Genomic DNA, 22,876 nt, shown 5'->3' with positions numbered 1-22,876 from the left:
AGGAGGATTTAAAGTGACGGTCGATTGGGGACACGTGTTTGCCGGCCGCGTCGCCGGCATGGGGGCCTCGGAAATCCGGGAGCTGCTGAAGCTGCTCGAACGGCCGGAGATCATCTCCTTCGCCGGCGGCATTCCGGACCCGGACTTCTTCCCGACCGCGGCCATCGCGCGTGCCTATGAGAAGATCTTCCAGTCCAACGCCGGCGCCGGCGGCGCGCTGCAGTACACGATCAGCGAGGGCTACACCCCACTGCGCGAGTGGATCTGCGCCTACATGGGCCGCCACGGCATCCAGGCGGGTCTGGACGAGGTGCTGGTCACCAGCGGCTCGCAGCAGGCGCTGGAGTTCGTCGGCAAGCTGCTGATCGGGCCGGGCGAGGCGGTGGCGGTGACGCGCCCGACCTACCTCGGCGCGCTCCAGGCCTTCTCGCCGTACGAGCCCCGCTACCTGTCCGTTCCGGGCGACGCCGAGGGGCCGGACCTCGTCGCGCTCGAGGCCGCGCTGGAGCAGAAGCCGAAGTTCTTCTACATGGTTCCGGACTTCCAGAACCCCAACGGCACGACCATCACGCTGGCCCGGCGCGAGGCGATCCTGGACCTCTGCGCCAAGCACGGCGTGCCGGTGGTGGAGGACGCCGCCTACACCGAGCTGCGCTACGACGGGGAGCGGGTGCCGCCGCTGGCCGCGCTGGACGCCGCGCGCAACGGCGGGAAGCTCACCAACGTGATCTTCTGCGGCTCCTTCTCCAAGACGATGGTCCCGGCCTTCCGCGTGGGCTGGATCAACGGCCCGGCCGAGGTGATCAACCGGCTGGTGCTGATGAAACAGGCCGGCGACCTGCACACCAGCACGATCAACCAGATCGTCCTGCACGACGTGGTGTCGCAGATCTTCGACACGCACCTCCGCCATCTGCGCACGAAGTACAAGGAGCGGCGCGACGCCATGCTCTCCGCCCTGGAGCAGTTCGCGCCGGAGGGCGTGCGCTGGACCAAGCCGGAAGGCGGCATGTTCGTCTGGATCGAACTGCCGGAGGGCACGGACGGCGTGGCCCTGCTGGCCCGCGCGATCCAGGAGGCCAACGTGGCCTTCGTCCCCGGCTCCGCCTTCCACGCCGACCGGTCGGGCAAGAACACGCTCCGCCTCAGCTTCTCCAACAACAACCCGGAGCGCATCCGGGAGGGCATCCGCCGCCTGTGCGGCCTGCTGGAAACCGTCGCGGCGTAATCACGCCCCACGCACGGATCGGCCCGAAGGCCCGTCGCCGCTGCCGCGGTGGCGGGCCTTCGGCTTTTGAGCGTTTCCAGAATGCGAAATATTCGGAAAAACTGCGGCAAAAAAGCTTTTCGATCATTCGCAAAATGGGTTGACCACCGACCGGCGGATTGTCTAGGTTGCCGATCCCGGCTTTCGCCTTTGGGAATAACCCTTTGTTTTTCCGAGGGCTGCCTGCCGGGGTTGAGCGAAGGAACAGGGCCGCCCGTGGAAAGAGGGGCCCCCATTGGAAGGTCGCAAGCTATGCCCGAACAGACGCTGACCGGCGCACAGATCGTCATCAAGTCCCTGAAGGATCAGGGCGTAGACATCATCTTCGGGTATCCGGGCGGCGCGGTACTTCCGATCTACGACGCCCTGTTCCAGCAGAACGACATCAAGCACATCCTCGTCCGGCACGAGCAGGCCGCCGTGCACGCCGCGGAAGGCTACGCGCGCTCCACCGGCAAGGTGGGCTGCGTGCTGGTGACCTCCGGACCCGGCGCCACCAACGCCGTGACCGGCCTGCTGGACGCGCTGTGCGACAGCATTCCGCTGGTCTGCCTGTCCGGCCAGGTGCCGACGCACCTGATCGGCAACGACGCCTTCCAGGAGGCGGACACCACCGGCATCACCCGTCCCTGCACCAAGCACAATTACCTGGTGAAGGACGTCAACCAGCTGGCCCGCACGCTGCACGAGGCCTTCTACGTGGCGCGCAGCGGCCGTCCCGGCCCGGTGCTGATCGACATCCCGAAGGACGTGCAGTTCGCCGACGGCACCTACGTCCCGCCGACCGAGGTGAAGCACAAGACCTACCGCCCGCAGGTCAAGCCGGAGATCGCCCGCGTCGAGGAGGCGATCGAGCTGATCGCGTCGGCCAAGCGCCCGGTCTTCTACACCGGCGGCGGCGTGGTGAACGCCGGCCCCTTCGCGGCCAAGCTGCTGACCCAGTTCGTGAAGCTGACCGGCTTCCCGATCACCTCGACCCTGATGGGCCTGGGCGCCTTCCCGGCGTCGGACCAGCAGTGGCTGGGCATGCTGGGTATGCACGGCACGTACGAGGCGAACCTCGCCATGTACAACTGCGATGTCATGATCAACATCGGCGCCCGCTTCGACGACCGCGTGACCGGCAAGCTGTCGGAATTCGCGCCGGGTTCCAAGAAGATCCACGTCGACATCGACCCCAGTTCCATCAACAAGAACGTGGCGGTGGACATCCCGATCGTGGGTGACGCCGGCGCGGTGCTGGAAGACATGATGCGCCTGTGGAAGGCCAAGCAGAAGCGCGCCGACCAGGCCGCGCTGAAGGACTGGTGGAAGCAGATCGACGGCTGGCGCGCCCGCAACTGCCTGAACTACAACCGCACGGAGTCGGTCATCAAGCCGCAGTACGCGCTGGAGCGGCTGCGCGAGGCCCTGCGCGGCAAGGAGCACTACATCACGACCGAGGTCGGTCAGCACCAGATGTGGGCCGCCCAGTTCCTGCCCTTCGACCAGCCGAACCGCTGGATGACCTCGGGCGGGCTCGGCACCATGGGCTACGGCCTGCCGGCGGCCATCGGCGCGCAGCTGGCCCACCCCGACGCCATCGTCGTGGACGTGTCGGGCGAGGCCTCCTTCCTGATGAACATGCAGGAGATCGGCACCGCCGTGCAGTACCGCGCGCCGGTCAAGATCTTCATCCTGAACAACAAGTACATGGGCATGGTCCGCCAGTGGCAGGAGCTGCTGCACGGCTCCCGCTACTCCAACAGCTATTCGGAGGCGCTGCCCGACTTCGTGAAGCTGGCGGAGGCCTGGGGCTGCGTCGGTCTGCGCGCCACCACGGTGGCCGAGGTGGACGAGGTGATCGAGAAGATGCTGGCGGTCACCGACCGTCCGGTCATCGTCGACATCGCCGTGGACCCGAAGGAGAACTGCTTCCCCATGATTCCCGGCGGCAAGGCCCACAACGAGATCCTGTTCGGCCCGGAGGACAGCCCGTCCAACGCCACGCCGGAAGACGGCATGGTGCTGGTCTGATCGCGGCGACCTGGACAAACGGATAAAGGCCCTCTGGCGGAGTACGGATCGTGGAAGAGAAGATCGAGAAGCACACCATCGCCGTGCTGGTGGACAACGAACCGGGCGTGCTCGCCCGCGTGATCGGGCTGTTCTCGGGCCGCGGCTACAACATCGAAAGCCTGACGGTGGCGGAGGTGAACAACGCCGACCACCTGTCGCGCATCACGCTGGTCACGTCGGGCACCCGCATGGTGGTGGAGCAGATCAAGGCCCAGCTCGACCGCCTCGTGCCGGTGCACAAGGTCCACGACCTGACCGACGACGGCCCGGCGGTAGAGCGCGAGCTGGCGCTGCTGAAGGTCGCCGGCACCGGCGAGAAGCGCATCGAGGCGCTGCGCCTGGCCGACATCTTCAAGGCGAAGGTGGTGGACGCCACGCTCACCTCCTTCGTGTTCGAACTGACCGGCACGACGGCCGAGGTCGACGACTTCGTCGGCCTGATGGCCCAGCTCGGCCTTGTCGAGGCCAGCCGCACCGGCGTCGTCGCCATGTCGAAGGGAGCCGCCGGCTTCTGAGTCCGGGTCGCGCCGCCGCCCGTTCTCGTCTAGGATGAACGGGCGGCTGCGCGCCAGGAGACGGTCATGAAGATGCTGTCCATCGAGGAAGCCCGGGATCAACTCGCAAAGCTCGTCGAAGAGGCGAAGCGGGGCGAGGAGGTCTACATCGTCGAAAACGGAACCGCCGTTCTGCGGCTTCAGCCGGTTGAAAAGCGTTTGCCGATGTTCGATGGGCGGCCGGTCACTCCCGAAGAGCGGAAGGCCGCTTGGCAGCGCCTTCGCGCGAGCATGGAGCGTGGCTTCCCAAATCCAGTCGGACGTTTCTCCAGGGACGAGATCCACGAGGAACGCATCGAAGAACTGGAGCGGCGGCGCCGTCAGCATTCGGGTCGGCATTCGGAATGAGAGTCAGTTTCGACACTAACCTGCTGTGCTACGCGTTCGACCATCGGGAACCGACCAAACGCGCTTTGGCGCAGTCGTTCCTCGAACGGGCTCTTCAGGCGGATTGCGTGCTGGCGCAGCAAGCTCTCGCCGAGTTTTACGCGGTCGCAACACGGAAACTGTCCCTGTCGAGCGCGGAGGCGCGATCGTATGTGGAGGATTTCCAGCGGTCGTTTGCCGTCGAATGCGCCAGCCAGGACTGCCTCGCTTCGGCCATGTCTGCCCATCGCGACCACGGGATCCAATTCTGGGACGCGATGCTGTGGGCAACCGTGCAGAAAGCCGGATGCGACATCCTGCTGTCCGAGGATGGGCAGGACAGCCGCCGGCTTGGAAACGTTCTGATCGTCAATCCATTCCTGGTAACCAACCGCGAAATTCTTGACGCGGCCCTTCCGCCGGTGGAGTAATTCCGCTGCGCAAAACTCGCACCACCAGATCGAAAAATCCAAGGAAGCACACCATGCGCGTCTATTATGATCGTGATGCCGACGTCAACCTGATCAAGGGCAAGAAGGTCGTCATCGTCGGCTACGGCAGCCAGGGCCACGCCCACGCCAACAACCTGCGTGACAGCGGCGTGAAGGACGTGCGCATCGCCCTCCGCCCGGGTTCGGCCACCATCAAGAAGGCCGAGGCCGCCGGCTTCACGGTCATGTCCCCGGCCGAGGCCGCCGCCTGGGCCGACGTGGTGATGATCCTCACCCCGGACGAACTGCAGGCCGACCTGTACCGCGACGACCTCGCCCGGAACCTGAAGCAGGGCGCGGCGATGGCCTTCGCGCACGGCCTGAACGTGCACTTCAACCTGATCGAGCCGCGCGCCGACCTCGACGTGTTCATGATCGCGCCGAAGGGCCCGGGCCACACCGTCCGCGGCGAGTACCAGCGCGGCGGCGGCGTGCCCTGCCTGGTGGCCGTTCACCAGAACGCCTCGGGCAACGCGCTGGACATCGCCCTGTCCTACGCCTCGGCCATCGGCGGCGGCCGCGCCGGCATCATCGAGACCACCTTCAAGGAAGAGTGCGAGACCGACCTTTTCGGCGAGCAGGCCGTGCTCTGCGGCGGCCTGACCGAGCTGATCAAGGCCGGCTACGAGACGCTGACCGAGGCCGGCTACGCCCCGGAGATGGCCTATTTCGAGTGCCTGCACGAGGTGAAGCTGATCGTCGACCTCATGTATGAGGGCGGCATGGCCAACATGCGCTACTCGATCTCCAACACCGCCGAGTATGGCGACTACAAGACCGGCCCGCGCATCATCACCCCGGAAACCAAGGCCGAGATGAAGCGCGTCCTGGAGGACATCCAGACCGGCCGCTTCGTCCGCGACTGGATGCTGGAGTGCAAGGCCGGCCAGCCGTCCTTCAAGGCCATCCGCCGCCGCAACGCCGAGCACTCGATCGAGCAGGTCGGCGAGAAGCTGCGCGCCATGATGCCCTGGATCGCCGAGCGCCGCCTCGTCGACAAGAGCAAGAACTAAGCCGTTCTTGGTTTTGGGTCAGGAAAAGCGCGCCGCAAGGCGCGCTTTTTCGTTATGGCCCGTAGGTTGGGTGGAGCGCAGCGAAACCCAACAGTGCTCGCACGGCGACCTGTGTTGGGTTGCGCTGGCGCTCCACCCAACCTACGAAATCGTTGGAATCACTTCCCGCCGCCCTCCGCCGTGGTCATCTTCGGCAGCTTCTCGGCGATGCCGTAGAGCGTCTCCCGTCGGCGGATTTCGGCGAAGACATCGTCGGGCGTGATGCCCATGGCGGCCCACAGGACGGACAGGTTGTAGAGCAGGTCGGCGCTTTCGTTCACCACGCCCTGGCGGTCGTCGTTCATGGCGTCCAGCGCCACCTCGACCGCTTCCTCGCCCACCTTCTTGGCGATCTTCTTCGGCCCGGCCGCGAACAGCCGCGCCGTGCGGGATGAGGACGGGTCCATCCCCTGGCGTTCCAGGATCGCGGCGTAGAGGCGGATCAGGTCGTCGGACATGACGGGGCCGGGCAGCCTGTGGTTGATCGAATAACCTGACGGTTCCAACCGGCTATTTCCATTCCCCAAGCGGCTGGCACCTTTTTCTGCGGCACCGAGTCGCAACGGGCATCCACGGATTCCATCAGCCGGCGTCGCGGGAGCGGTCGGCCTTCGGCCGTTCCTCCAGCAGCGGGCGGCCGGTCGACACGAAATGCACCACCTCCGCGATGTTGGTGGCGTGGTCGCCGATACGCTCCAGGCTCTTGGCGATGAACAGCAGGTGCATGTTCGGCGTGAACAGGCCCGGCTCGTTCTCGGCGGAGCGGGTGATCCCCTCGCAGATGCTTGTGTACAGCTCGTCCACCTCGTCGTCGGTGCGCCAGACCCCCATGGCCATCTCGACGTCGTTGTCCACATAGGCGTCGATGGCGGTGGTCAGCCGCTGGCGCACCAGCCGGCCAAGGTTCGGCAGGGCGTGTGTCGCGGAGGTCTCCGGATAGCCGGCGATGGCCGCGGCGCGCCGGGCGGTGTTGGCGGCGTGGTCGCCGACCCGCTCCAGGTTGCCGGCGATCTTCAGCGCGGCGATCACCTCGCGCAGGTCGTCGGCGACCGGCTGGCGCAGCACCAGCATGCGCATGCAGTTCGCCTCGATCTCATGTTCGAACGAGTCGAGGCGGGCGTCGGACTCCACGATGGCGCGCGCGAGGTCCGGGTTGCGCTGGGCGATGCAGGCCAGCGCCTCGTCGATCTGGGTTTCCGCCGCGCCGGCCATCTGCACGATGCCGGACTTCAGCCGCTTCATCGCGTCTTCGAAGGCGGAGACGATGTGCGGGGCGGGGTTCCTCATGGGGTGGACCTTTCGGCGGCGGGCCTGCCGGCTCCGGCCCTGGCGGGGCCGACGCGGCGGGGCGGAAAATCGCGGAACCGTACAATGCCGGGCCCGCCAAGGCCAGCCCTCTCCTTGCCGGGCAACCGCGGCACGCGCGGTTGATTTCGTCCCCCGGCGATGGCAGAACGCACCCGCAGCAAAGACGCCCTCCCTCTCCCCGACGCAACACGGATGCCGCCGCCATGATCGAACGCCGTTTCGAGCAGATCATCTTCGCCAGCCGCTGGATCCTCGCGCCCTTCTACCTGGGGCTGGTCATCTCGCTGGTGATGCTCCTGGTAAAGTTCCTGCAGGAGATCCTGCACATCGTCCCGCATGTGCTGGAGATGCAGGAGAAGGATGTCCTTCTGGCGGTGCTGACGCTGATCGACCTGTCGCTGGCCGGCAACCTTCTGCTGATGGTGATCTTTTCCGGCTACGAGAATTTCGTGTCGAAGATCGACGTCGCCAACCACGAGGACCGCCCGGACTGGATGGGCAAGGTCGACTTCGGTGGCCTGAAGCTGAAGCTGATCGCCTCCATCGTGGCGATCTCGGGCATCCACCTGCTGAAGGGCTTCATGAACATCGACCACACGAACAGGGACGAGCTGATGTGGATGGTCATCATCCACATGACCTTCGTGCTGTCGGGCGTGCTGCTGGCCCTGATGGACCGGCTGGAAGGCGACCATCACGGCGCCAAGATCGCCAAGGCGGGCGAGCCGAAAAACGAGCATCACTGATGCGCGCCGCCCGCGCCCGGATGTGCCCGGCGGCGCACCCGGAACGGTCCACAAAGCCGTTGCGGCGGGGTCTGAATCGGCCTAGAGATACCGCCCTGCGCAGGCAGGGCCGATGGCCGGCCGGCGGAGCCTTCGGCCTCTGCTGTTGACGGAAAATTAACCCTGTTCGGCCAGTGTGACGGGCACCGGAGCACGGCGGATCGCCGGCACTTCGGGGCCTGACGGTCCCCTGAGGGACTGGTCCTTTCCGAAGGCCGGTTCTCCATGGACAACCATCCGGATTGGCTGCGGCACCCGCCCCGCGGGTGGCCCCGGACCGGTTCGGTCAGGCGAGCCGGTTGCACTCTCCGCTTGAGCGCGAAGGGGCATTCGTCTATGGAACCGTTGGCGGGCGTGAGCTTCCCCACTGGGGCCTGCATGACCGTCGGCAAGGCCGTCTCAACCGCATTGAAGAGTTAGTCGGGTCCATGCTTTCCAAACTCCTCGGCGTGCTTTCCGCCGACATGGCGATCGATTTGGGGACGGCCAACACCCTGGTCTACGTCAAGGGCCGTGGCATCGTCTTGAACGAGCCCTCGGTCGTGGCCATCGCCAACGTCCGCGGCAAGAAGCAGGTGCTGGCCGTCGGCGACGAGGCGAAGATGATGCTGGGCCGCACGCCCGGCAACATCCAGGCCATCCGCCCCTTGCGCGACGGCGTCATCGCCGATTTCGAAGTCGCCGAGGAGATGATCAAGCACTTCATCCGCAAGGTGCACAACCGGCGCAGCTTCGCCAGCCCGCAGGTCATCATCTGCGTGCCGTCGGGCTCCACCGCCGTGGAGCGCCGCGCGATCCAGGAGTCGGCGGAGGCCGCCGGCGCCCGCCGCGTCTTCCTGATCGAGGAGCCGATGGCCGCCGCGATCGGTGCCGGTCTCCCGGTGACGGAGCCCACGGGCTCCATGGTCGTGGACATCGGCGGCGGCACCACCGAGGTGGCCGTGCTGTCGCTGGGCGGCATCGTCTATTCGCGCTCCGTGCGCGTGGGCGGCGACAAGATGGACGAGGCCATCATCGGCTACATCCGCCGCACCCACAACCTGCTGGTCGGCGAAGGCTCGGCGGAGCGGATCAAGAAGGAAATCGGGTCGGCCTGCCCGCCGGAAGACGGCGAGGGCCGCATCCTGGAGATCAAGGGCCGCGACCTGATGAACGGCGTGCCCAAGGAGCTGATCATCTCCGAGCGGCAGATTGCCGAGTCCCTGGCGGAGCCGGTGTCGGCCATCGTCGAGGCGGTGAAGGTCGCGCTGGAGCACACCGCTCCGGAACTGGCCGCCGACATCGTCGACAAGGGCATCGTCCTGACCGGCGGCGGCGCGCTGCTGGGCAACCTGGACTTCGTGCTGCGCCACGCCACCGGCCTGCCGGTGTCGATCGCCGACGACCCGCTGTCCTGCGTCGCGCTGGGCACCGGCCGCGCGCTGGAAGAGATGAAGACGCTGCGAAACGTCTTGGTCAGCGCCTACTGATTGGTGTATTCCTCGATTGGATACCTCCAGCGCCTAGAACCCGTTTTGGAAATGGGATACTGGGGCGCTGGAGGCGGACCGCGGATCTCGACGGGAACCTGGACGGGATGATCCTGTGAAGCCTCGCACCTCCGGATCCGTCGTACGCCTCGCCGCCCCCCTGCGGGCCCTCGCGCAGCGATTCTCCTTCCTCCTGCTGGTGCTCGCCTCCATCGCGCTGATGATGGTCGGCAAGATCGACGCGCTGTCCGTGGACAACGCGCGCGCCCGCGTGACCGACGCCTTCGCCCCCATCCTGGACGCCATCTCGCGCCCCGCCGCCACCGCCGCCCATGTGGTGGAGTCGGCGGTGGAGGTGCGCAACGCGTTCGAGGAGAACCAGCGGCTGAAGGCGGAGAACGCGCGGCTCCTGCAATGGAAGCAGGCGGCGCTGCGGCTGGAGGCGGAGAACACCAGCCTGCGGTCCCTGCTGAAGGCGACGCCGGAACCCCCGTCAACCTACATCACGGCGCGCGTCATCGCGGCCCCGGGCAGTTCCTTCCTGCGCACGCTGGTGGTCACCGCCGGCCGCCGCGACGGGGTGCGCAAGGGTCAGGCCGCCATCGCCGGCGCCGGCCTCGTCGGCCGGGTGGTGGAGGTCGGGGAATGGTCGGCGCGCGTGCTTCTGCTGACCGACATCAACGCCCGCGTCCCGGTGGTGCTGGAAGGCTCCCGCCAGCGCGCGGTGATGGCCGGGGACAATTCCGACCAGACCAAGCTTTTGTACCTGCCGCCCGACGCCGCCATCCAGGTGGGCGAGCGGGTGGTGACCTCCGGCCATGGCGGTCAGTTCCCGCCCGGCCTCGCGGTGGGCGTCGTCTCCTCCGTTGGGGAGCGGGGCGTGCGGGTCCAGCCGAACGTGGATCTGGCGCGGGTGGAGCACCTGCAACTCGTCGATTTCAACATGCCCGGGGCCGAGACGGAACCGTCGCACGAGACGAAGTGACGTTGACGCGGCCATGACGTTGACGCTTTGGCAGCGGCTGGACAAGACGGGCCGCAACCTGGCGCCTTTCGCCGTTACGGTGATGCTGGCGCTGATCGGTCTGGTTCCGGTCCCGGCACCCGCCTATGGGCCGGTGGCGCCGTTCCTGACCGCGATCGCGATCTACTACTGGGCGATCCACCGGCCGGACCTGATGCGGCCGGGGACCGCCTTTTTGATCGGGCTGCTCCAGGATCTGCTCACGGGTGGTCCGCTGGGCGTGAACGCGCTGGTGCTGGTGCTGATCCACTGGACGGTGATGAACCAGCGCCGGGTGCTGATGGCCAGCAGCTTCGGCATGATGTGGGTCGGCTTCGTCCTGGTGATGCTGGGCGTGGCCTGCGTGCAATGGCTGGCCTTCTCGGCGCTGAACGCGACGGTTCTGCCGTTCAACCCGGCGCTGTTCCAGGCTCTGTTGACGGTGGCGATGTTCCCGGCCGTGGCCTGGATCCTGATCCGCGTCCACCGCGCCTTCCTGCAGGGATGATGGGCTGTTGAGTTCCATGGACCGCGATACCGACCGTTACCGCCTCCTGACGCGCCGCGCCGCGGTGCTGGGCGGCATCAAGCTCGCCGGCCTGGCGACGCTGGTCGGCCGGCTCTATTACCTCCAGGTCGTGGAGTCGGCGCGCTACACCATGCTGGCGGAGGAAAACCGCATCACCCTGCGGCTGGTGGCGCCGTCCCGCGGCACGATCGTGGACCGTTTCGGCACGCCGCTGGCCCAGAACCAGCAGAACTACCGCGTCGTCGTGGTGTCGGAGCGCACGCGCAACATCCAGGACACGCTGGACAAGGTCTCCAAGATCGTCCCGCTGACCGACGGCGACCGCCGCCGCGTGATGCGGGAGCTGCACCGCAAGCGCCGCTTCGTGCCCGTGACCGTGCGCGAGAACCTGACCTGGGAGCAGGTCGCCACCATCGAGATGAACACGCTGGACATCCCGGGCGTGGCGATCGAGGTGGGCGAAATCCGCCATTACCCCTATGCCGACGCCACCGCGCACATCCTGGGCTACGTCGGCGCCGTGTCGGAGGCGGAGCTGAACGGCGACCCCGTGCTGTCGCTGCCGGGCTTCCGCATCGGCAAGGCGGGCATGGAGAAGTTCCACGAGAAGGCGCTGCGCGGCACCGCCGGCACCAGCCAGCTGGAGGTGAACGCCATCGGCCGCGTCATCCGCGAGCTGTCGCGCGACGAGGGCCAGCCCGGCCGCGAGGTTCAGCTGACCATCGACATCGGCCTGCAGAAGTTCGTGCAGCAGCGCCTGTCGCAGGAGGTCAGCGCGGCGGCCGTGGTGATGGACGTGCACACCGGCGGCATCTACGCCCTGTGCTCCCACCCCAGCTACGACCCCAACCAGTTCACCATGGGCATCAACGCCGAACTGTGGGAAGAGCTGCTGTCCAACCCGGCGACTCCGCTGAACAACAAGGCGGTGGCCGGCCAATTCCCGCCAGGCTCCACCTTCAAGCCGGTGGTCGCGCTGGCCGCGCTGGAATCGGGCATCGTCAGCCGCAGCCATTCGGTCTTCTGTCCCGGGCACATGGATCTGGGCGACCACCGCTTCCACTGCTGGAAGAAGGGCGGGCACGGCACGGTGGATGTGGTCGGGGCGCTGCGCCATTCCTGCGACGTGTTCTTCTACGACGTGGCCCGGCGCATCGGCATCGACCGCATCGCGGAGATGGCGAACCGCTTCGGCATGGGCGTGCCGACCGGGCTCGACCTGCCGCACGAACGCGGCGGCCTGATCCCCTCGGTGGAGTGGAAGAAAGGCGCTCTCGGCAAGCCCTGGTCGCCCGGCGAGTCGCTGATCGCGGCCATCGGCCAGGGCTATGTGCTGTCCACGCCGCTCCAACTCGCCCTGATGACCGCGCGGCTGGCCAACGGCGGCTTCGGCGTGAAGCCGCATTTGACCAAGCAGATCAAGAACCTGATGACCGAGGCCTCCTCCTGGCCGGCGCTGGGGCTGAAGAAGGAGAACCTCGACCTCGTCATGCGCGGCATGTTCGAGGTGACCAACGCCCCGAACGGCACGGCCTACAAGTCGCGCATCACCGAACCCGGCTTCGAGATGGCCGGCAAGACCGGGTCGGCCCAGGTCCGCCGCATCACCATGGCGCAGCGCAACGCCGGCCTGAAGAAGCAGGAGGAGATGCCCTGGCGCGACCGCGACCATGCGCTGTTCATCTCCTACGCTCCGGTCAGCGCGCCGCGCTACGCCTGCTCGGTCTTCGTGGAGCATGGCGGCGGCGGTTCGACCGCGGCGGCGCCCATCGCGCGCGACATCCTGCTGGAAACGCAGAAGCGCGATCCCGGCCGCGCCGCCGTCGCCGAAGGCGTCCCACCCCCGGTCCCGCCGCTCGACCGCACGCGCGGGTGAACGCGCGGGCTGCGTAGGTCGGGTGGAGGCGAAGCCGCAACCCAACAGCGCGATTCATGGTGAGAATGTCGGGCTGCGCTGCGCTCCACCCGACCTACGGGCTCACACAATCCCCAAGCGTTCCAGCACGGGGATGCGCCGCCGGGTGAAGCTGCCGAAGCGTCCGCGCAATTCCGCGAGGTTTTCTTCGGCGGTGGCAAGCCGCACGCCGTCGCGCGACAGGGCCAGCCCGTCGGCGGACAGGCGCTCCCAGGCGAAGGCGGCCGGGTCGAGGTTGCGGCGTTGCGCCAGCAGGAACAGCGCCTCGACACGCGACACCGCAACACCCGACCCGATCACGGGGGAGGCGAGGGTGCCCAGCGCGTCGTCGGTGCGGTTGCGGTCCAGCACCGCGGCGTTGAAGCGGTCGGTGTGGTTCTTGCGCTCCGCCAAGCCGCTTTCCGGCAGGGCGGGGGAGGCCAGCGCCAGGCTGGTCAGCATCATCAGCGCGCGCAGCACCGCGTCCTCGCCGTGGCGGGCGAGGGCGGGGAGGGCCGTCAGTTCCTCCAGCGACGGCACGCCGCCGGCCAGGGCTTCGGCGAGAGGGCCGTAGAGGTCGGGCGGGAAGGGGATGCGGCCCACCGGGGTGATCGCCACCTCCGGTACGTCCTCGGCCGGGACCAGCAGGGTGAAGCGCGTGGCGCGCAGCCTTTCCCTGCGCTCAGCCGGCGTCAGCCGCTCCGCCCCCTTCACGAACAGGTCGCGGCGGAAGGCGCGGTTGGTCAGCACGTCGCGCAGCGTCTCGCGGTAGGCCGGGTCGCGCACCTCCTGGATCAGGGCGATGGCGTTCGGGTCCAGCGCCAGCTCGTCGATCTGCTCCATGGGCACGGACGGGCCGGCGAAGTCCAGCTTTGCCCCGGCCAGTTCCCGCGCCACGTCGGCGTGGTAGAAGGCGGTCCAGTCGCTGTTCAGGTATTCGTGCGCGATGTAGTTGGGCGACTTGCGGGCCAGTGACTCCAGCCGCGCCGGCACCTCGTCCGCCTGCCGGAACCAGCCGGCGTTCAGCGCGGCGAGCCGCCCGGCGAAGCCCACTGCCTGCTCGATCCGCTCCGGCAGGTCGCCGGACCGGTCGGCCGTGTGCTCCACCAGGATGCGGCGCAAGGGCATGTAGGCCAGCGTGCCGGGCAGGGCGTTGTAGCTGACGAAGACCAGCCCGCCGGGCTTCAGCCGGCGGCGCAGCAGGTCGACCAGGATCGCCCGGTTCTCCGCGCTGACCCAGGACCAGACGCCGTGCAGGGCGACCATGTCCAGGTCCTTGGCCCCGGTCGTGGCCCCGGTTGCTGCATAATCGGCGAAGCTCTCCTCCAGGAAGGCGGCGTTGTCGAGCCCGGCCTCGGCGGCGAGGCGCTGGGCGCCGGCGATGTGGGCGGGGTTGAAGTCCACCGCCTCGAACCGCGCGGTGGGGTGGGCGGCGGCCAGCACGGCGCTGCTGACCCCGTGGCCGCAGCCCAGTTCCGCGTAGGCGAAGGCGCCGTCCAGCTCCGCCGGCGGACGCCAGCCGCGCAGCAGCAGGGCGAAGGACAGCAGCGACGGCGACAGCTCCCGATAGAAGGCGCGGATGTAGTCGATCCCGCCCACATACCCCTCGGTCCAGCCCGTCATGCTCAGCCCCTCCATCGCACTCCGCTGGGTGATATCGCCGGTCGCCGGGCCTGTCAAAACAAGGCGGATCCCAAGCCGATCGAGGCCAACCCAAGGATGGATCCGGGGCCGAAACGGACCCGTCAAAAAAATGCGGGCCTATCCATTTTGGTATCGACAAGGCCGGGGGGCTTCGCTATAAACCGCGCCACACCGGCCGGGACGACGGCTTGGCCGGACGGGAAGCTAGTCGATACCGCATGGTAAAGACGACGCCTCCGCCGCCGGTGTCGATCATGTGATGGGCGCATAGCTCAGTTGGTAGAGCAGCTGACTCTTAATCAGCGGGTCCAAGGTTCGAGTCCTTGTGCGCCCACCATCACATGGTCCTGGGAATGGGCGCATAGCTCAGTTGGTAGAGCAGCTGACTCTTAATCAGCGGGTCCAAGGTTCGAGTCCTTGTGCGCCCACCATTCCCTCCCCAAAGCACCAAGAGCACCGCACACAAACAAGGCCGCCGTCGAGCGGCCTTTTGTGCGTTTGCGTCCCGCCTATTCGGCCGGGGCGGTGGCGTTGGCAGATGCGTCGGCGCGACGCGGCACCAGCAGGTTCGCCGTCATCACCTGCACCGTCTCATCGTCCTGGTTGAAGGTCGTGGTGCGGACGCGGGCGATGCCGCGGTCCGGCCGCCTTTCGGAAACACGGACCTCCAGCACCTCGCTTTCGATGCGCAGCGTGTCGCCGGGCCGTGTGGCCTTGGGCCAGCGAAGCTCCTCCACCCCCATGCCGACGAAGCCGCCGGCCAGGCGGCCCTCGCCGTTCACGATCATGCGCATGGTCAGCCCGGCGGTGTGCCAGCCGCTCGCCGCCAGCCCGGTGAACACGGTGTCCTTGGCCGCCTCCGCGTCGAGGTGGAACGGCTGCGGGTCGAACTGCCGGGCGTAGGCGACGATGTCCTCCGCCGTCACCGTCACGGGGCCACCGGCGAAGCGGTCGCCGGGCGTCAGGTCGTCGAGATAGCGCATGGGGCGGGCGTCTCCCAAATGTGGCAATGGGGATGGGGCAGGTCTGCAGGGCCATCGCAGGTGGAGCCCGGAGTCCAGGCGCAGGGCGTCCTCATCCGCCGAGCGAATGAAGCACCGTGAAACGTTATGAAACATGAGCGGCGATGGTGTTTCATGGCGGCTCCCTTCCAGCTCCATAGGTTTTGTATCCTACAGAACTCGGGGGCGTGAGGCAACAGGGCGGGATTGGAACAGGTCGGGCCATCGCCTCCGCCGGGGGCCAGACCCTGGGATCGGAAGGAACGGGGGAGGCGGTGGCCTCCGCGGCGGCGGTGCTGGTCGATGCGGCCTGCGGTCGGCCCAGACAAAACTATAAGGCAACCAAAAAACATCGACGCCGCAGGATGGACCTGCGGCGGACGAATTCGACGGTGAGGCTGGACGTGGACGGCTATTCCGCGGCCGTGCTGGCCATGCGCGACCGCACGGGCACCGGCTGGTTGCCGCGATAGTCCTGAAGCCGCGTGGCCCGCAGGCCGCGCATGCCGTGGCTGTCGATCAGCCGCTGCCAGGACAGGAACTCCTCGACCGACAGGGTGTAGCGACGGCATGCCTCCTCGAGGCTGATCAGCCCCGAGCGCACACCCGCCACAACCTCCGCCTTGCGCCGCATCACCCAGCGCTTGGTGTCGGGCGGGGGCAGGTCGTTTTCCGTCATCGGCCGTCCTGCTGGACCGATGATCGACGCTCCACTGGAGCCATCGTCGCTTAATTCAAGCTCGCGAGATGACATGCGCGGACGCTCCACCATCAGCAGTGTATTCCACGATTTCGTGGTAACCTACCCCTTCTCCGCTTAACAAAAACCTAAACGATAGGGTTAATGTTGCGCGCGTAAAGCATTGAAGGCGGTGGCGCTTTTGCCCGTTCCCGGGCGGCTCCGGCCCCGCCGCCACGCCAATTCGTCAAGGCGCGGCGCGTGTTGGGCGGTGCTGCGGTTGCGGCGGGGAGCCCGGCAAGCCCGGCCCGGGGAAAAAGCTGCCGGGCAGGAATTTCGCCGAAGTCTGAATTTTCAATAGACTTTCGTCACATCGGACAGCGGGATGTCCTGGCTGCCGACGCTGACCACCGTCTCGCCGTCCTTGTTGGCGCCGACGCCGTTGACGACGCCGAAGGTGTAGGTGGTCGCCTTGATGATGTCGTCCTTCTTGTCCGACACCGGGGCGATGTTCAGGCGGTAGGTGCCGGGCTGCACCGCGTTGCCGCCGTTGTCCTTGAAGTCCCAGTTCACGACGTGCTTCTCGCCGGCCTTGGTCTCGCCGGTCATGGACCGCACGGTGCGCCCCTGGCTGTCCAGGATGTCCACGCGCACCGACTTCGCCTCCTTCTCCAGCTCGTAGGCGAGCGGCGCCTGGGTCATGCCCTGCGTGTAGTCGAAGCCGTCGCCCTTGAAGCTGATCGTGCGGCCGAGATAGGCGAGGTTGGTCGACGCGGTGGAGGCGCCCTGCAGCTTCAGCAGCTTGTCCAGCCGGCTGTTGGTGCCGATGTTCTGCTCCACGTTGGCGAAGTCGACCAGCTGCCGCGTCATGTCGTTGGTGTCCATCGGCTTCAGCGGGTCCTGGTTCTGCATCTGCGTGGTCAGCAGCTTCAGGAAGCTCTGGAAATTGTCGCCGAGGCCGGTCGCCGCCTTGTCCAACGCCTGCTCGTCCGTCGACTTCGGCGTGCCGGACGAGTTGGTCGTCTTGTTCGTCGTGTTGTTGGTCTTGGTGGTGCTGTTGGTGTTCCAGCTGCTGCCGTAGTCGGTGTTGGTCGTGGCCATGGCGGGTGTCCTTCGGCGTTGCTGGATCGGGCGGTGCGGGTCACGCGTGCCCGATTTAGGCGTGGAGATCGACGCGGCCGGGGGCCAGCGTGACGGTGTAGGCGGCCTTCACATCCTCGACCTCATCCCCGCCGCCGGAGCCGCCGCGGCCGCGCCGGCCATAGCCGCCGCCCTGGCGTCCCTCGTCCTGGAACGGGTTTCCGCCCTCGCCGCGCAGGCTGAAGTTGAGGCTGTTGCTGTCCGCCTTCAGCCCGGCGTCTTGCAAGGCCCGTTCCAGATTGCGGCTGTCGCGCTGCAAAAGCTCCAGGGTCTGGGCTTTCTCCACGGCGACCTGGGCGCTGACCCGGCCGTCCGACGCGATCTCCAGACGGATGTCGATGCGGCCAAGCTCGGTCGGGCGCAGGTTGATGGTGAAGCTGTCGTTGCCGTCCGCGACGTTCTTACGCATGTGGACGGCCACCTGCTCCTGCACACCCATCGGCAGGCCGGCCGACCCGCGCGAGGGGCGCAGGTGCGCCAGGGCGGCCGGCGCGTCCACGCCCGCGGCGGCGCGCGGCGCCTCCATGGCGGCGATGGCCGGGTGCGTCGCGGTGGTGGAGGCGCCGTCGGCCGGCTTCGCGGCGTCCGGCGCGGCCGCGCCGTCACCCTTCGCGGCCTCGGCCGCGGCGGCGAGGAAGGCGGACTGGGCCGTTCCCTTCGCCGAGTCGGGGCTCGGCGGCGCGGGCTGGGCCTGCATCGCGGCGTTGTTCGGGGTCTGGCCGTCGCCCTTGGCACCGGCGTCGGACTCGCCCTTGCCGCCGCCCTTCGCCGCGGCCTTCGCCTTCGCCGCGGCGGCCAGTTCCGCCAGCGACTGGGGAAGGGGGGTGTCGTCGGACGGCAGGGCGGTCACGGCCCCATCCCCGTCCGTGGCCCCATCCGCCGTTCCGGTCGCCGCGCCATCCGCCGTCGCAACCTTGGCGTCAGTCGCCGCGCCGGTCGCCGCGGCGGAGGCCTTGGCCTCGGCGCCCGCCGCTTCGGCAGCCTTGGCGAGCGCCGCCTTGAGATCCTCCGGCTTCAGGCCGTCGCCGCGTTGCGGAAGGTTGCCGGTATTGACGCCGGCGGCCTTGCCGGCGCCGTCAGCGGACTCTGCCGCCGCCGCGCCGTCCCCGGCCTGGGGCTGCGTGGACGGTGTCCCCGCCGTCGCGCCAGCCAGGGCGGCCTGCTGCGCTGCGGCCAACTGCTCCACCCCCAATTGCGCTGGGGTGAGCGGAATGGCCGCGTCCTGGGCGGAACTGACCGGGTCGGTCTGCGCCGTCGCGGCATCCGCCGTGTCGCCGGCCCCCGGATCATCCGCCGCGGCTCCCGGCGCCATGGCGAGCCCCAAGGCCAGCGCGGCGTTGCTGTCGGTCACCGTGCAGGACTGGTCCGCGGAAACGACGGTGACCGTGGTTTCGGTGATGGTGAGGTCGACCTCCACCACGACCGCCTCACCATCGTCCTGGTCCTCGGCCTCGTCCGTTCCGCCGCCGTCCTCGGACGCGGCATCGGTCCGCGGAGCGGCGGCGCCCGTGCCGTCCTGCGAGGCGGCCGCCGCAGCCGCGTCCGCGTCGTCGTGGTCGGCGTTCCGGGCGTCCTTGTCCTTGGCGCCTTTCGCGGCCTTTCCGTCCTTGGCCGCCTTCGCGTCGTTGGCCGCCGCGGCGTCCTTGGAGTCCGCCTTCGGGTCCTTGCGGGCCGGCGCATCCGCCTTGTCGGCGACCGGCCGCTCGGCGTTGCGCGGGAGGGCGTCCGCCGCAGCGTCCTTGGGATCCGCCTTCGGCTCGGGCCGCGGCGGCTCCTCCCGGCGCACGGCCTGCGGCGCGGCAGCGGCGGCCGGGCGGGGCCGTGCCGGCTCCAGGCGTGCGGCGCGCGTTTCGGCCGCGCGCGAAACAGCCGCCTTCCGGTCGGCGGCCTTGCGGTCGGCCGCTTCGGCGGCGGCCTGCTCCTGGTCGCGCTTGCGGGCCGCGGCGTCGCTGAGGATGCGGTCCATCATCGACGCGAACGCGTCGGTGCGGGCGCTTCCGCCCTGGTGGGCACCCTGGCTGGCGGCTTGGCCGGACGCCTGGCTTTGGGCAAGGCTGTCGAACGCGGACGCGATCTTCGAGGGGATGTCCATGGGCCAGGTTCCTTGCGGCAGCAACGCTTCCCCGGGACTAAGCAACTCTGGGGCCAAGTGGGGAAGACGCGGGCTCCCGGTATTTCGCCGAAAATCCGCCGCCGGCCGGCGGTGCCCGGCAGTTCCCGCCGGGGGGCGGCAAAATCCGCCGGGTCGGCCCTGCCGTTTCTGCCGCGCGGAGACCGTACGCGGAAACGGAAAAGGGGCCGCCCGTGTAAGGCGGCCCCTCTCTCACGTCCGTGGACGTTTCCGGCTACAGCCGCGTGTTCAGCGTGGCCGAGGTGGCCGGCCCGTGCGAGGGAACGACGTAGGTGCTGCGCGGCGGGGTGGGGGAGTTGTAGGCCACCGTCGTCACCTGGCGGGCGTGGTTGATGGCGTTGACGACCGTGTCCACCAGGATCTTCTGGGCCCCGCTGTTGCGGCGCAGGACGTCCGCGTTCTCGGCGGAGGCATCAAACAGGTCGCGCGTCGCGGCGCGCAGCTTGGCCTTGGTGTCGTCGGGCAGGTTCGCCATGCCCTCGCGGTCCACCCGCAGCAGGCGCGAGACCTCCTCGTAGACCAGCATCATCGGCTGCTTTTCCTTGGCGAGCCGCGCCAGCTCCGCGCCGGTGCAGCGGCGCTCCACCGCCTCCGCCTCGCGGCGCAGGTGGGCGCTCAGGCGGTCCATCAGCTCGATCAGGGCGCCGGCGCGCTCCTCGGCGTTCTTCGGCAGGTTGGCGGTCGGGGCCTTCTTGCCGGGCTGCGGGAAACGGACATCGACCTTATCCATGGTTGACCTCCTGGGCGCGCAGAAGCTCGCGGTAGACCTGGTCGGCGATGCCGAAGCCGCCGCGGCTGTTGACCTGCTTGGCGTATTGTTCGGTGAGCATGGAGCGGAACATCTCTTCCCCGTGCCCGCCGCCGAAGGTCTCGTCCACCTCGATGCCGTCGAACATGTGGCCCAGCATCTGGGAGACGAAGACGTTCTCGAAATCGTCGGCGGCCTTGCGGATCTGGGCGTGGGTTTGGGCGCGCTTGCCGGGATCCGCCTTGCTCTCGTCCAAAGCCGCGGCCCGGGCGCCCTGCGCCGCGCGCTCGGCCAGCGTCGGCATGCGCGGGGTGGGAAGGCTGGGGAGGGGGAGGGCCGTGTCCATCAGATCACCTCGATTTCCGCTTGCAGGGCTCCGGCGGCCTTGATCGATTGCAGGATGGCGATCATGTCGCGCGGGCCCACCCCCAGCGCATTCAAGGATTGTACCAACTCCTGGAGCGTCACCCCGGCATTCATCACGCCGAGGCGGTTGTTGGACTGGTCGTCCACCTGGATGTCGGTGCGCGGCACCACGGCGGTCTGGCCCTGGCTGAAGGGGCCGGGCTGGCTGACCTGCGGCGTCTCGGTCACGCGGATCGTCAGGTTGCCCTGGGCGATGGCGACGGTGGAGATGCGCACGTTTTCGCCCATCACGATCACGCCGGACTTCTCGTCCACCACCACGCGGGCGACCTGGTCGGGGGTGATGCGCAGCTGCTCGATCTCGGTGATCAGGCCGACGATGTCGCCGCGGCGCGCTTCCGGCACGGTCAGCAGGACCGACGACGGGTCGGTGGCCTGCGCCCGGTTGCCGCGCAGCTGCATGTTGATGGCGGTCGCCACGCGCTGGGCCGTGGTGAAGTCGGGGTTGCGCAAGGACAGGCGCAGCACCGGCAGCTCCGCCAGCGAGAACTGGATCTCGCGCTCGACAATGGCGCCCGAGGAGATGCGGCCGGCCGTCGGCACGCCGCGCGTCACGCTGGCGCCCTGGCCCTGGGCGGAGAAGCCGGACACGGCGATCGGCCCCTGGCCCACGGCGTAGACCTCGCCGTCGGCGCCCAGCAGCGGGGTGACCAGCAGCGTGCCGCCCAGCAGGCTCTTGCTGTCGCCCATGGCCGACACGGTCACGTCGATGCGCGTGCCCTGGGCGGCGTAGGGCGGCAGGGTCGCGGTCACCATCACCGCCGCCACGTTCTTGGTGCGCAGGTTGGTGCCGCGGGTGTTGACGCCCATCCGCTCCAGCATGCCGACCAGGCTCTGCTCGGTGAAGGGCGAGTTGTTCAGGCTGTCGCCCGTGCCGTTCAGGCCGACCACGAGGCCGTAGCCGATCAGCATGTTGTCGCGCACGCCCTCCACGTCCACGACGTCCTTGATCCGCGCCGACGAGGCGGCGGCATGATGCGGCAGCGCGACGATCGCGGCGATCAGCAGGGCGGCGAGGAAGCGATACAGGGCGGCGGCGCTGGTCGGCATGACGGGGGCACTCCACAACGGGTGTCCCGGTCCTTACAAAAGCCGTGCCAGACCCACGGGGCGCAGATCAACCAAGGGGAGGCGGTGCCACTTCCCCGGGCGCGATGGAAAAGTCCGGAAAAACGCACCGCGGATCACCGCTTTGTGTCACACAAACAGGGCAATTTTTGCCGGATTGCGGCAAGCCTTGACCAGATGTTAATGTCAATCCATCTAGAGTGTCAGCATTACCGAAACCGGTTGCACGGAACATGAAAGTCGAAGGCCCCGGAAAACTTCGCGGCAGCTCCTCGGTCCGGCGCACCGGAAAGTCCGAGGGGGCGTCCGGCGCATCCTTCTCCAAGCAGCTCGTCGGCGAGACGGGCGGTGCGGCGGGGGTGCACGCGTCGGCGCCGCTGGCCGGCATCGCCAGCGTGCTGGCGCTGCAGGAGGTCGACGACGCCGCGGCCCGCGAGTCGCGCGGCAAGATGCGCGCGGAGGACATGCTCGACAGGCTGGAGGAGATCCAGCACGGCCTGCTGGCCGGCACCCTGTCGGCGCAGAAGCTGATGGATCTCGCCAAGGTCGTCCAGTCCCGGCGCGCCCAGGTGGATGACCCCAGGCTTGCCGAAATCCTTGACCAGATCGACCTGCGCGCGCAGGTCGAGTTGGCGAAATACACGCCCTGACCGCGAAGCCTACGCCCGGCCGTTCCGCATCGGCCATCCGGCCGGGCCCGACGCGTCCGCCAAGCCTTTGCATCTCAAAGAGTTTGTTCGCGTTCCGCAGGGCGAACCGCGGGGTTGCGATTGCCGATCCGGCTACCTATACTCCGCGCCGCCCGGATCACCCTTTTGCGTTGGATGCTCTCGGATGACGTCGCCGCTTCTGCCCAAGGACTACACTCCGTCGGAAGACGAAGAGTTCATGAATCCCGTCATGCGGGAGTATTTCCGCCAGAAGCTGCTGCGCTGGCGCGCCGAGCTTCTGCAGGAATCCAACGAGACGCTGAACAGCCTCCAGGAAGGCGGCATTCAGGAGCCGGACATCGCCGACCGCGCGTCGGCGGAAACCGACCGCGCGTTGGAACTCCGCACCCGCGACCGTGAGCGCAAGCTGATCTCCAAGATCGACGCGGCGCTGGAGCGGCTCCAGAACGGGGAATACGGCTACTGCGAGGAAACGGGGGAGCCGATCGCGGTCCGCCGCCTCGACGCCCGCCCCATCGCCACGCTGAGCCTCGAAGCCCAGGAGCGCCACGAGCGCCTGGAGCGCACCCAGCGCGACGACTGACCGCGGCCT

Annotated in this window: 23 protein-coding genes and 2 tRNA genes; 15 read left to right on the top strand and 10 right to left on the bottom strand. The window is 68.2% G+C overall.

The genetic code is table 11. The features are described from left to right. The first annotated feature begins 13 nt into the window (after nt 1-13). The 6 genes from J2851_RS09300 (at nt 14) to ilvC (ending at nt 5,749) form a co-directional block, all read left to right on the top strand. On the top strand, nt 14-1,228 hold the full coding sequence (locus J2851_RS09300) for an aminotransferase-like domain-containing protein (RefSeq protein WP_209765925.1): 1,215 nt from the start codon (nt 14-16) through the stop codon (nt 1,226-1,228). A 291-nt stretch (nt 1,229-1,519) separates the two neighbouring features. Next, the gene (locus J2851_RS09295) at nt 1,520-3,283 is read left to right on the top strand and encodes an acetolactate synthase 3 large subunit (RefSeq protein ID WP_209765924.1); all 1,764 of its coding nucleotides are present in this window, start codon (nt 1,520-1,522) and stop codon (nt 3,281-3,283) included. A 50-nt stretch (nt 3,284-3,333) separates the two neighbouring features. Further along, nucleotides 3,334-3,840 (top strand): acetolactate synthase small subunit, encoded by a 507-nt coding sequence (gene ilvN / locus J2851_RS09290; protein WP_209765923.1) that lies wholly within the window; start codon nt 3,334-3,336, stop codon nt 3,838-3,840. Between the two features lie 66 nt (nt 3,841-3,906). Next, nucleotides 3,907-4,227 carry a type II toxin-antitoxin system Phd/YefM family antitoxin gene (locus J2851_RS09285; protein ID WP_209765921.1) on the top strand — a complete coding sequence of 107 codons (321 nt, stop codon included), beginning with the start codon at nt 3,907-3,909 and terminating at the stop codon, nt 4,225-4,227. Next, the gene (locus J2851_RS09280; RefSeq protein WP_209765920.1) at nt 4,224-4,676 is read left to right on the top strand and encodes a PIN domain-containing protein; all 453 of its coding nucleotides are present in this window, start codon (nt 4,224-4,226) and stop codon (nt 4,674-4,676) included. The genes J2851_RS09285 and J2851_RS09280 overlap by 4 nt, the downstream gene beginning before the upstream one ends. A 53-nt stretch (nt 4,677-4,729) precedes the next feature. Further along, nucleotides 4,730-5,749 carry a ketol-acid reductoisomerase gene (gene ilvC / locus J2851_RS09275; RefSeq protein ID WP_209765919.1) on the top strand — a complete coding sequence of 340 codons (1,020 nt, stop codon included), beginning with the start codon at nt 4,730-4,732 and terminating at the stop codon, nt 5,747-5,749. Between the two features lie 158 nt (nt 5,750-5,907). Here the strand turns inward: ilvC and hisE are convergent, their stop codons facing one another. Both hisE and phoU read right to left on the bottom strand, forming a co-directional pair. After that, nucleotides 5,908-6,294, bottom strand: coding sequence for a phosphoribosyl-ATP diphosphatase (gene hisE / locus J2851_RS09270; RefSeq protein WP_307419292.1), 387 nt, complete (start codon nt 6,292-6,294; stop codon nt 5,908-5,910). A gap of 76 nt (nt 6,295-6,370) precedes the next feature. Continuing rightward, on the bottom strand, nt 6,371-7,075 hold the full coding sequence (phoU, locus tag J2851_RS09265) for a phosphate signaling complex protein PhoU (protein ID WP_209765918.1): 705 nt from the start codon (nt 7,073-7,075) through the stop codon (nt 6,371-6,373). A gap of 224 nt (nt 7,076-7,299) precedes the next feature. On the opposite strand from phoU, the gene J2851_RS09260 reads away from it, so the two are divergent. The 5 genes from J2851_RS09260 to mrdA all read left to right on the top strand — a co-directional run bounded on the left by J2851_RS09260 (nt 7,300) and on the right by mrdA (nt 12,758). Next, the gene (locus J2851_RS09260; protein WP_209765917.1) at nt 7,300-7,842 is read left to right on the top strand and encodes a TIGR00645 family protein; all 543 of its coding nucleotides are present in this window, start codon (nt 7,300-7,302) and stop codon (nt 7,840-7,842) included. A gap of 467 nt (nt 7,843-8,309) precedes the next feature. After that, nucleotides 8,310-9,350, top strand: coding sequence for a rod shape-determining protein (locus J2851_RS09255; protein ID WP_014240000.1), 1,041 nt, complete (start codon nt 8,310-8,312; stop codon nt 9,348-9,350). Nucleotides 9,351-9,465: 115 nt separating this feature from the next. After that, the gene (gene mreC / locus J2851_RS09250; protein ID WP_209765916.1) at nt 9,466-10,335 is read left to right on the top strand and encodes a rod shape-determining protein MreC; all 870 of its coding nucleotides are present in this window, start codon (nt 9,466-9,468) and stop codon (nt 10,333-10,335) included. Between the two features lie 13 nt (nt 10,336-10,348). Then, the gene (gene mreD / locus J2851_RS09245) at nt 10,349-10,861 is read left to right on the top strand and encodes a rod shape-determining protein MreD (protein WP_209765915.1); all 513 of its coding nucleotides are present in this window, start codon (nt 10,349-10,351) and stop codon (nt 10,859-10,861) included. Nucleotides 10,862-10,877: 16 nt separating this feature from the next. Beyond that, nucleotides 10,878-12,758, top strand: coding sequence for a penicillin-binding protein 2 (gene mrdA / locus J2851_RS09240; RefSeq protein ID WP_209766051.1), 1,881 nt, complete (start codon nt 10,878-10,880; stop codon nt 12,756-12,758). Nucleotides 12,759-12,860: 102 nt separating this feature from the next. On the opposite strand, the gene J2851_RS09235 is transcribed toward mrdA, so the two are convergent. Next, nucleotides 12,861-14,399 carry a class I SAM-dependent methyltransferase gene (locus J2851_RS09235; RefSeq protein ID WP_209765913.1) on the bottom strand — a complete coding sequence of 513 codons (1,539 nt, stop codon included), beginning with the start codon at nt 14,397-14,399 and terminating at the stop codon, nt 12,861-12,863. 282 nt (nt 14,400-14,681) lie between these two features. Here J2851_RS09235 and J2851_RS09230 point away from each other — a divergent pair. After that, nucleotides 14,682-14,757: transfer RNA gene (locus tag J2851_RS09230), tRNA-Lys, on the top strand. An 18-nt stretch (nt 14,758-14,775) separates the two neighbouring features. Further along, nucleotides 14,776-14,851 (top strand) — tRNA-Lys (locus tag J2851_RS09225). A gap of 78 nt (nt 14,852-14,929) precedes the next feature. Here J2851_RS09225 and J2851_RS09220 read toward each other — a convergent pair. The 7 genes from J2851_RS09220 to J2851_RS09190 form a co-directional block, all read right to left on the bottom strand. Then, nucleotides 14,930-15,403: a MaoC family dehydratase gene (locus J2851_RS09220; RefSeq protein ID WP_209765912.1), complete on the bottom strand. Its 474-nt coding sequence runs from the start codon at nt 15,401-15,403 to the stop codon at nt 14,930-14,932. A 430-nt stretch (nt 15,404-15,833) separates the two neighbouring features. After that, complete coding sequence (gene sciP, locus J2851_RS09215) at nt 15,834-16,175, bottom strand: CtrA inhibitor SciP (RefSeq protein WP_209765911.1); 342 nt, start codon at nt 16,173-16,175, stop codon at nt 15,834-15,836. Nucleotides 16,176-16,454: 279 nt separating this feature from the next. Then, nucleotides 16,455-17,201 carry a flagellar hook assembly protein FlgD gene (locus J2851_RS09210; RefSeq protein WP_209765910.1) on the bottom strand — a complete coding sequence of 249 codons (747 nt, stop codon included), beginning with the start codon at nt 17,199-17,201 and terminating at the stop codon, nt 16,455-16,457. A 55-nt stretch (nt 17,202-17,256) separates the two neighbouring features. Beyond that, a complete protein-coding gene (locus tag J2851_RS09205; protein ID WP_209765909.1) occupies nt 17,257-19,332 on the bottom strand; it encodes a flagellar hook-length control protein FliK in 2,076 nt (691 codons plus the stop codon). Nucleotides 19,333-19,585: 253 nt separating this feature from the next. After that, a complete protein-coding gene (locus J2851_RS09200; protein WP_209765908.1) occupies nt 19,586-20,101 on the bottom strand; it encodes a flagellar basal-body protein in 516 nt (171 codons plus the stop codon). Then, on the bottom strand, nt 20,094-20,465 hold the full coding sequence (locus tag J2851_RS09195) for a rod-binding protein (RefSeq protein WP_246500528.1): 372 nt from the start codon (nt 20,463-20,465) through the stop codon (nt 20,094-20,096). The genes J2851_RS09200 and J2851_RS09195 overlap by 8 nt, the downstream gene beginning before the upstream one ends. Continuing rightward, complete coding sequence (locus J2851_RS09190) at nt 20,465-21,595, bottom strand: flagellar basal body P-ring protein FlgI (RefSeq protein ID WP_209765907.1); 1,131 nt, start codon at nt 21,593-21,595, stop codon at nt 20,465-20,467. Before J2851_RS09190 ends, J2851_RS09195 begins: the two co-directional genes overlap by 1 nt. A gap of 251 nt (nt 21,596-21,846) precedes the next feature. On the opposite strand from J2851_RS09190, the gene J2851_RS09185 reads away from it, so the two are divergent. Further along, entirely contained in the window at nt 21,847-22,263 is a 417-nt protein-coding gene (locus tag J2851_RS09185) for a flagellar assembly protein FliX (RefSeq protein ID WP_209765906.1), read from the top strand. Between the two features lie 184 nt (nt 22,264-22,447). Then, nucleotides 22,448-22,867, top strand: a complete 420-nt coding sequence (gene dksA / locus J2851_RS09180) for an RNA polymerase-binding protein DksA (protein ID WP_209765904.1) — start codon at nt 22,448-22,450, stop codon at nt 22,865-22,867. The last annotated feature ends 9 nt before the right edge of the window (nt 22,868-22,876 follow it).

It is taken from the genome of Azospirillum rugosum (genome assembly GCF_017876155.1).
GTDB lineage: Bacteria > Pseudomonadota > Alphaproteobacteria > Azospirillales > Azospirillaceae > Azospirillum > Azospirillum rugosum.
Note: the sequence above shows the minus strand (reverse complement) of the source record. Positions and strands in the feature narration are given on the sequence as shown.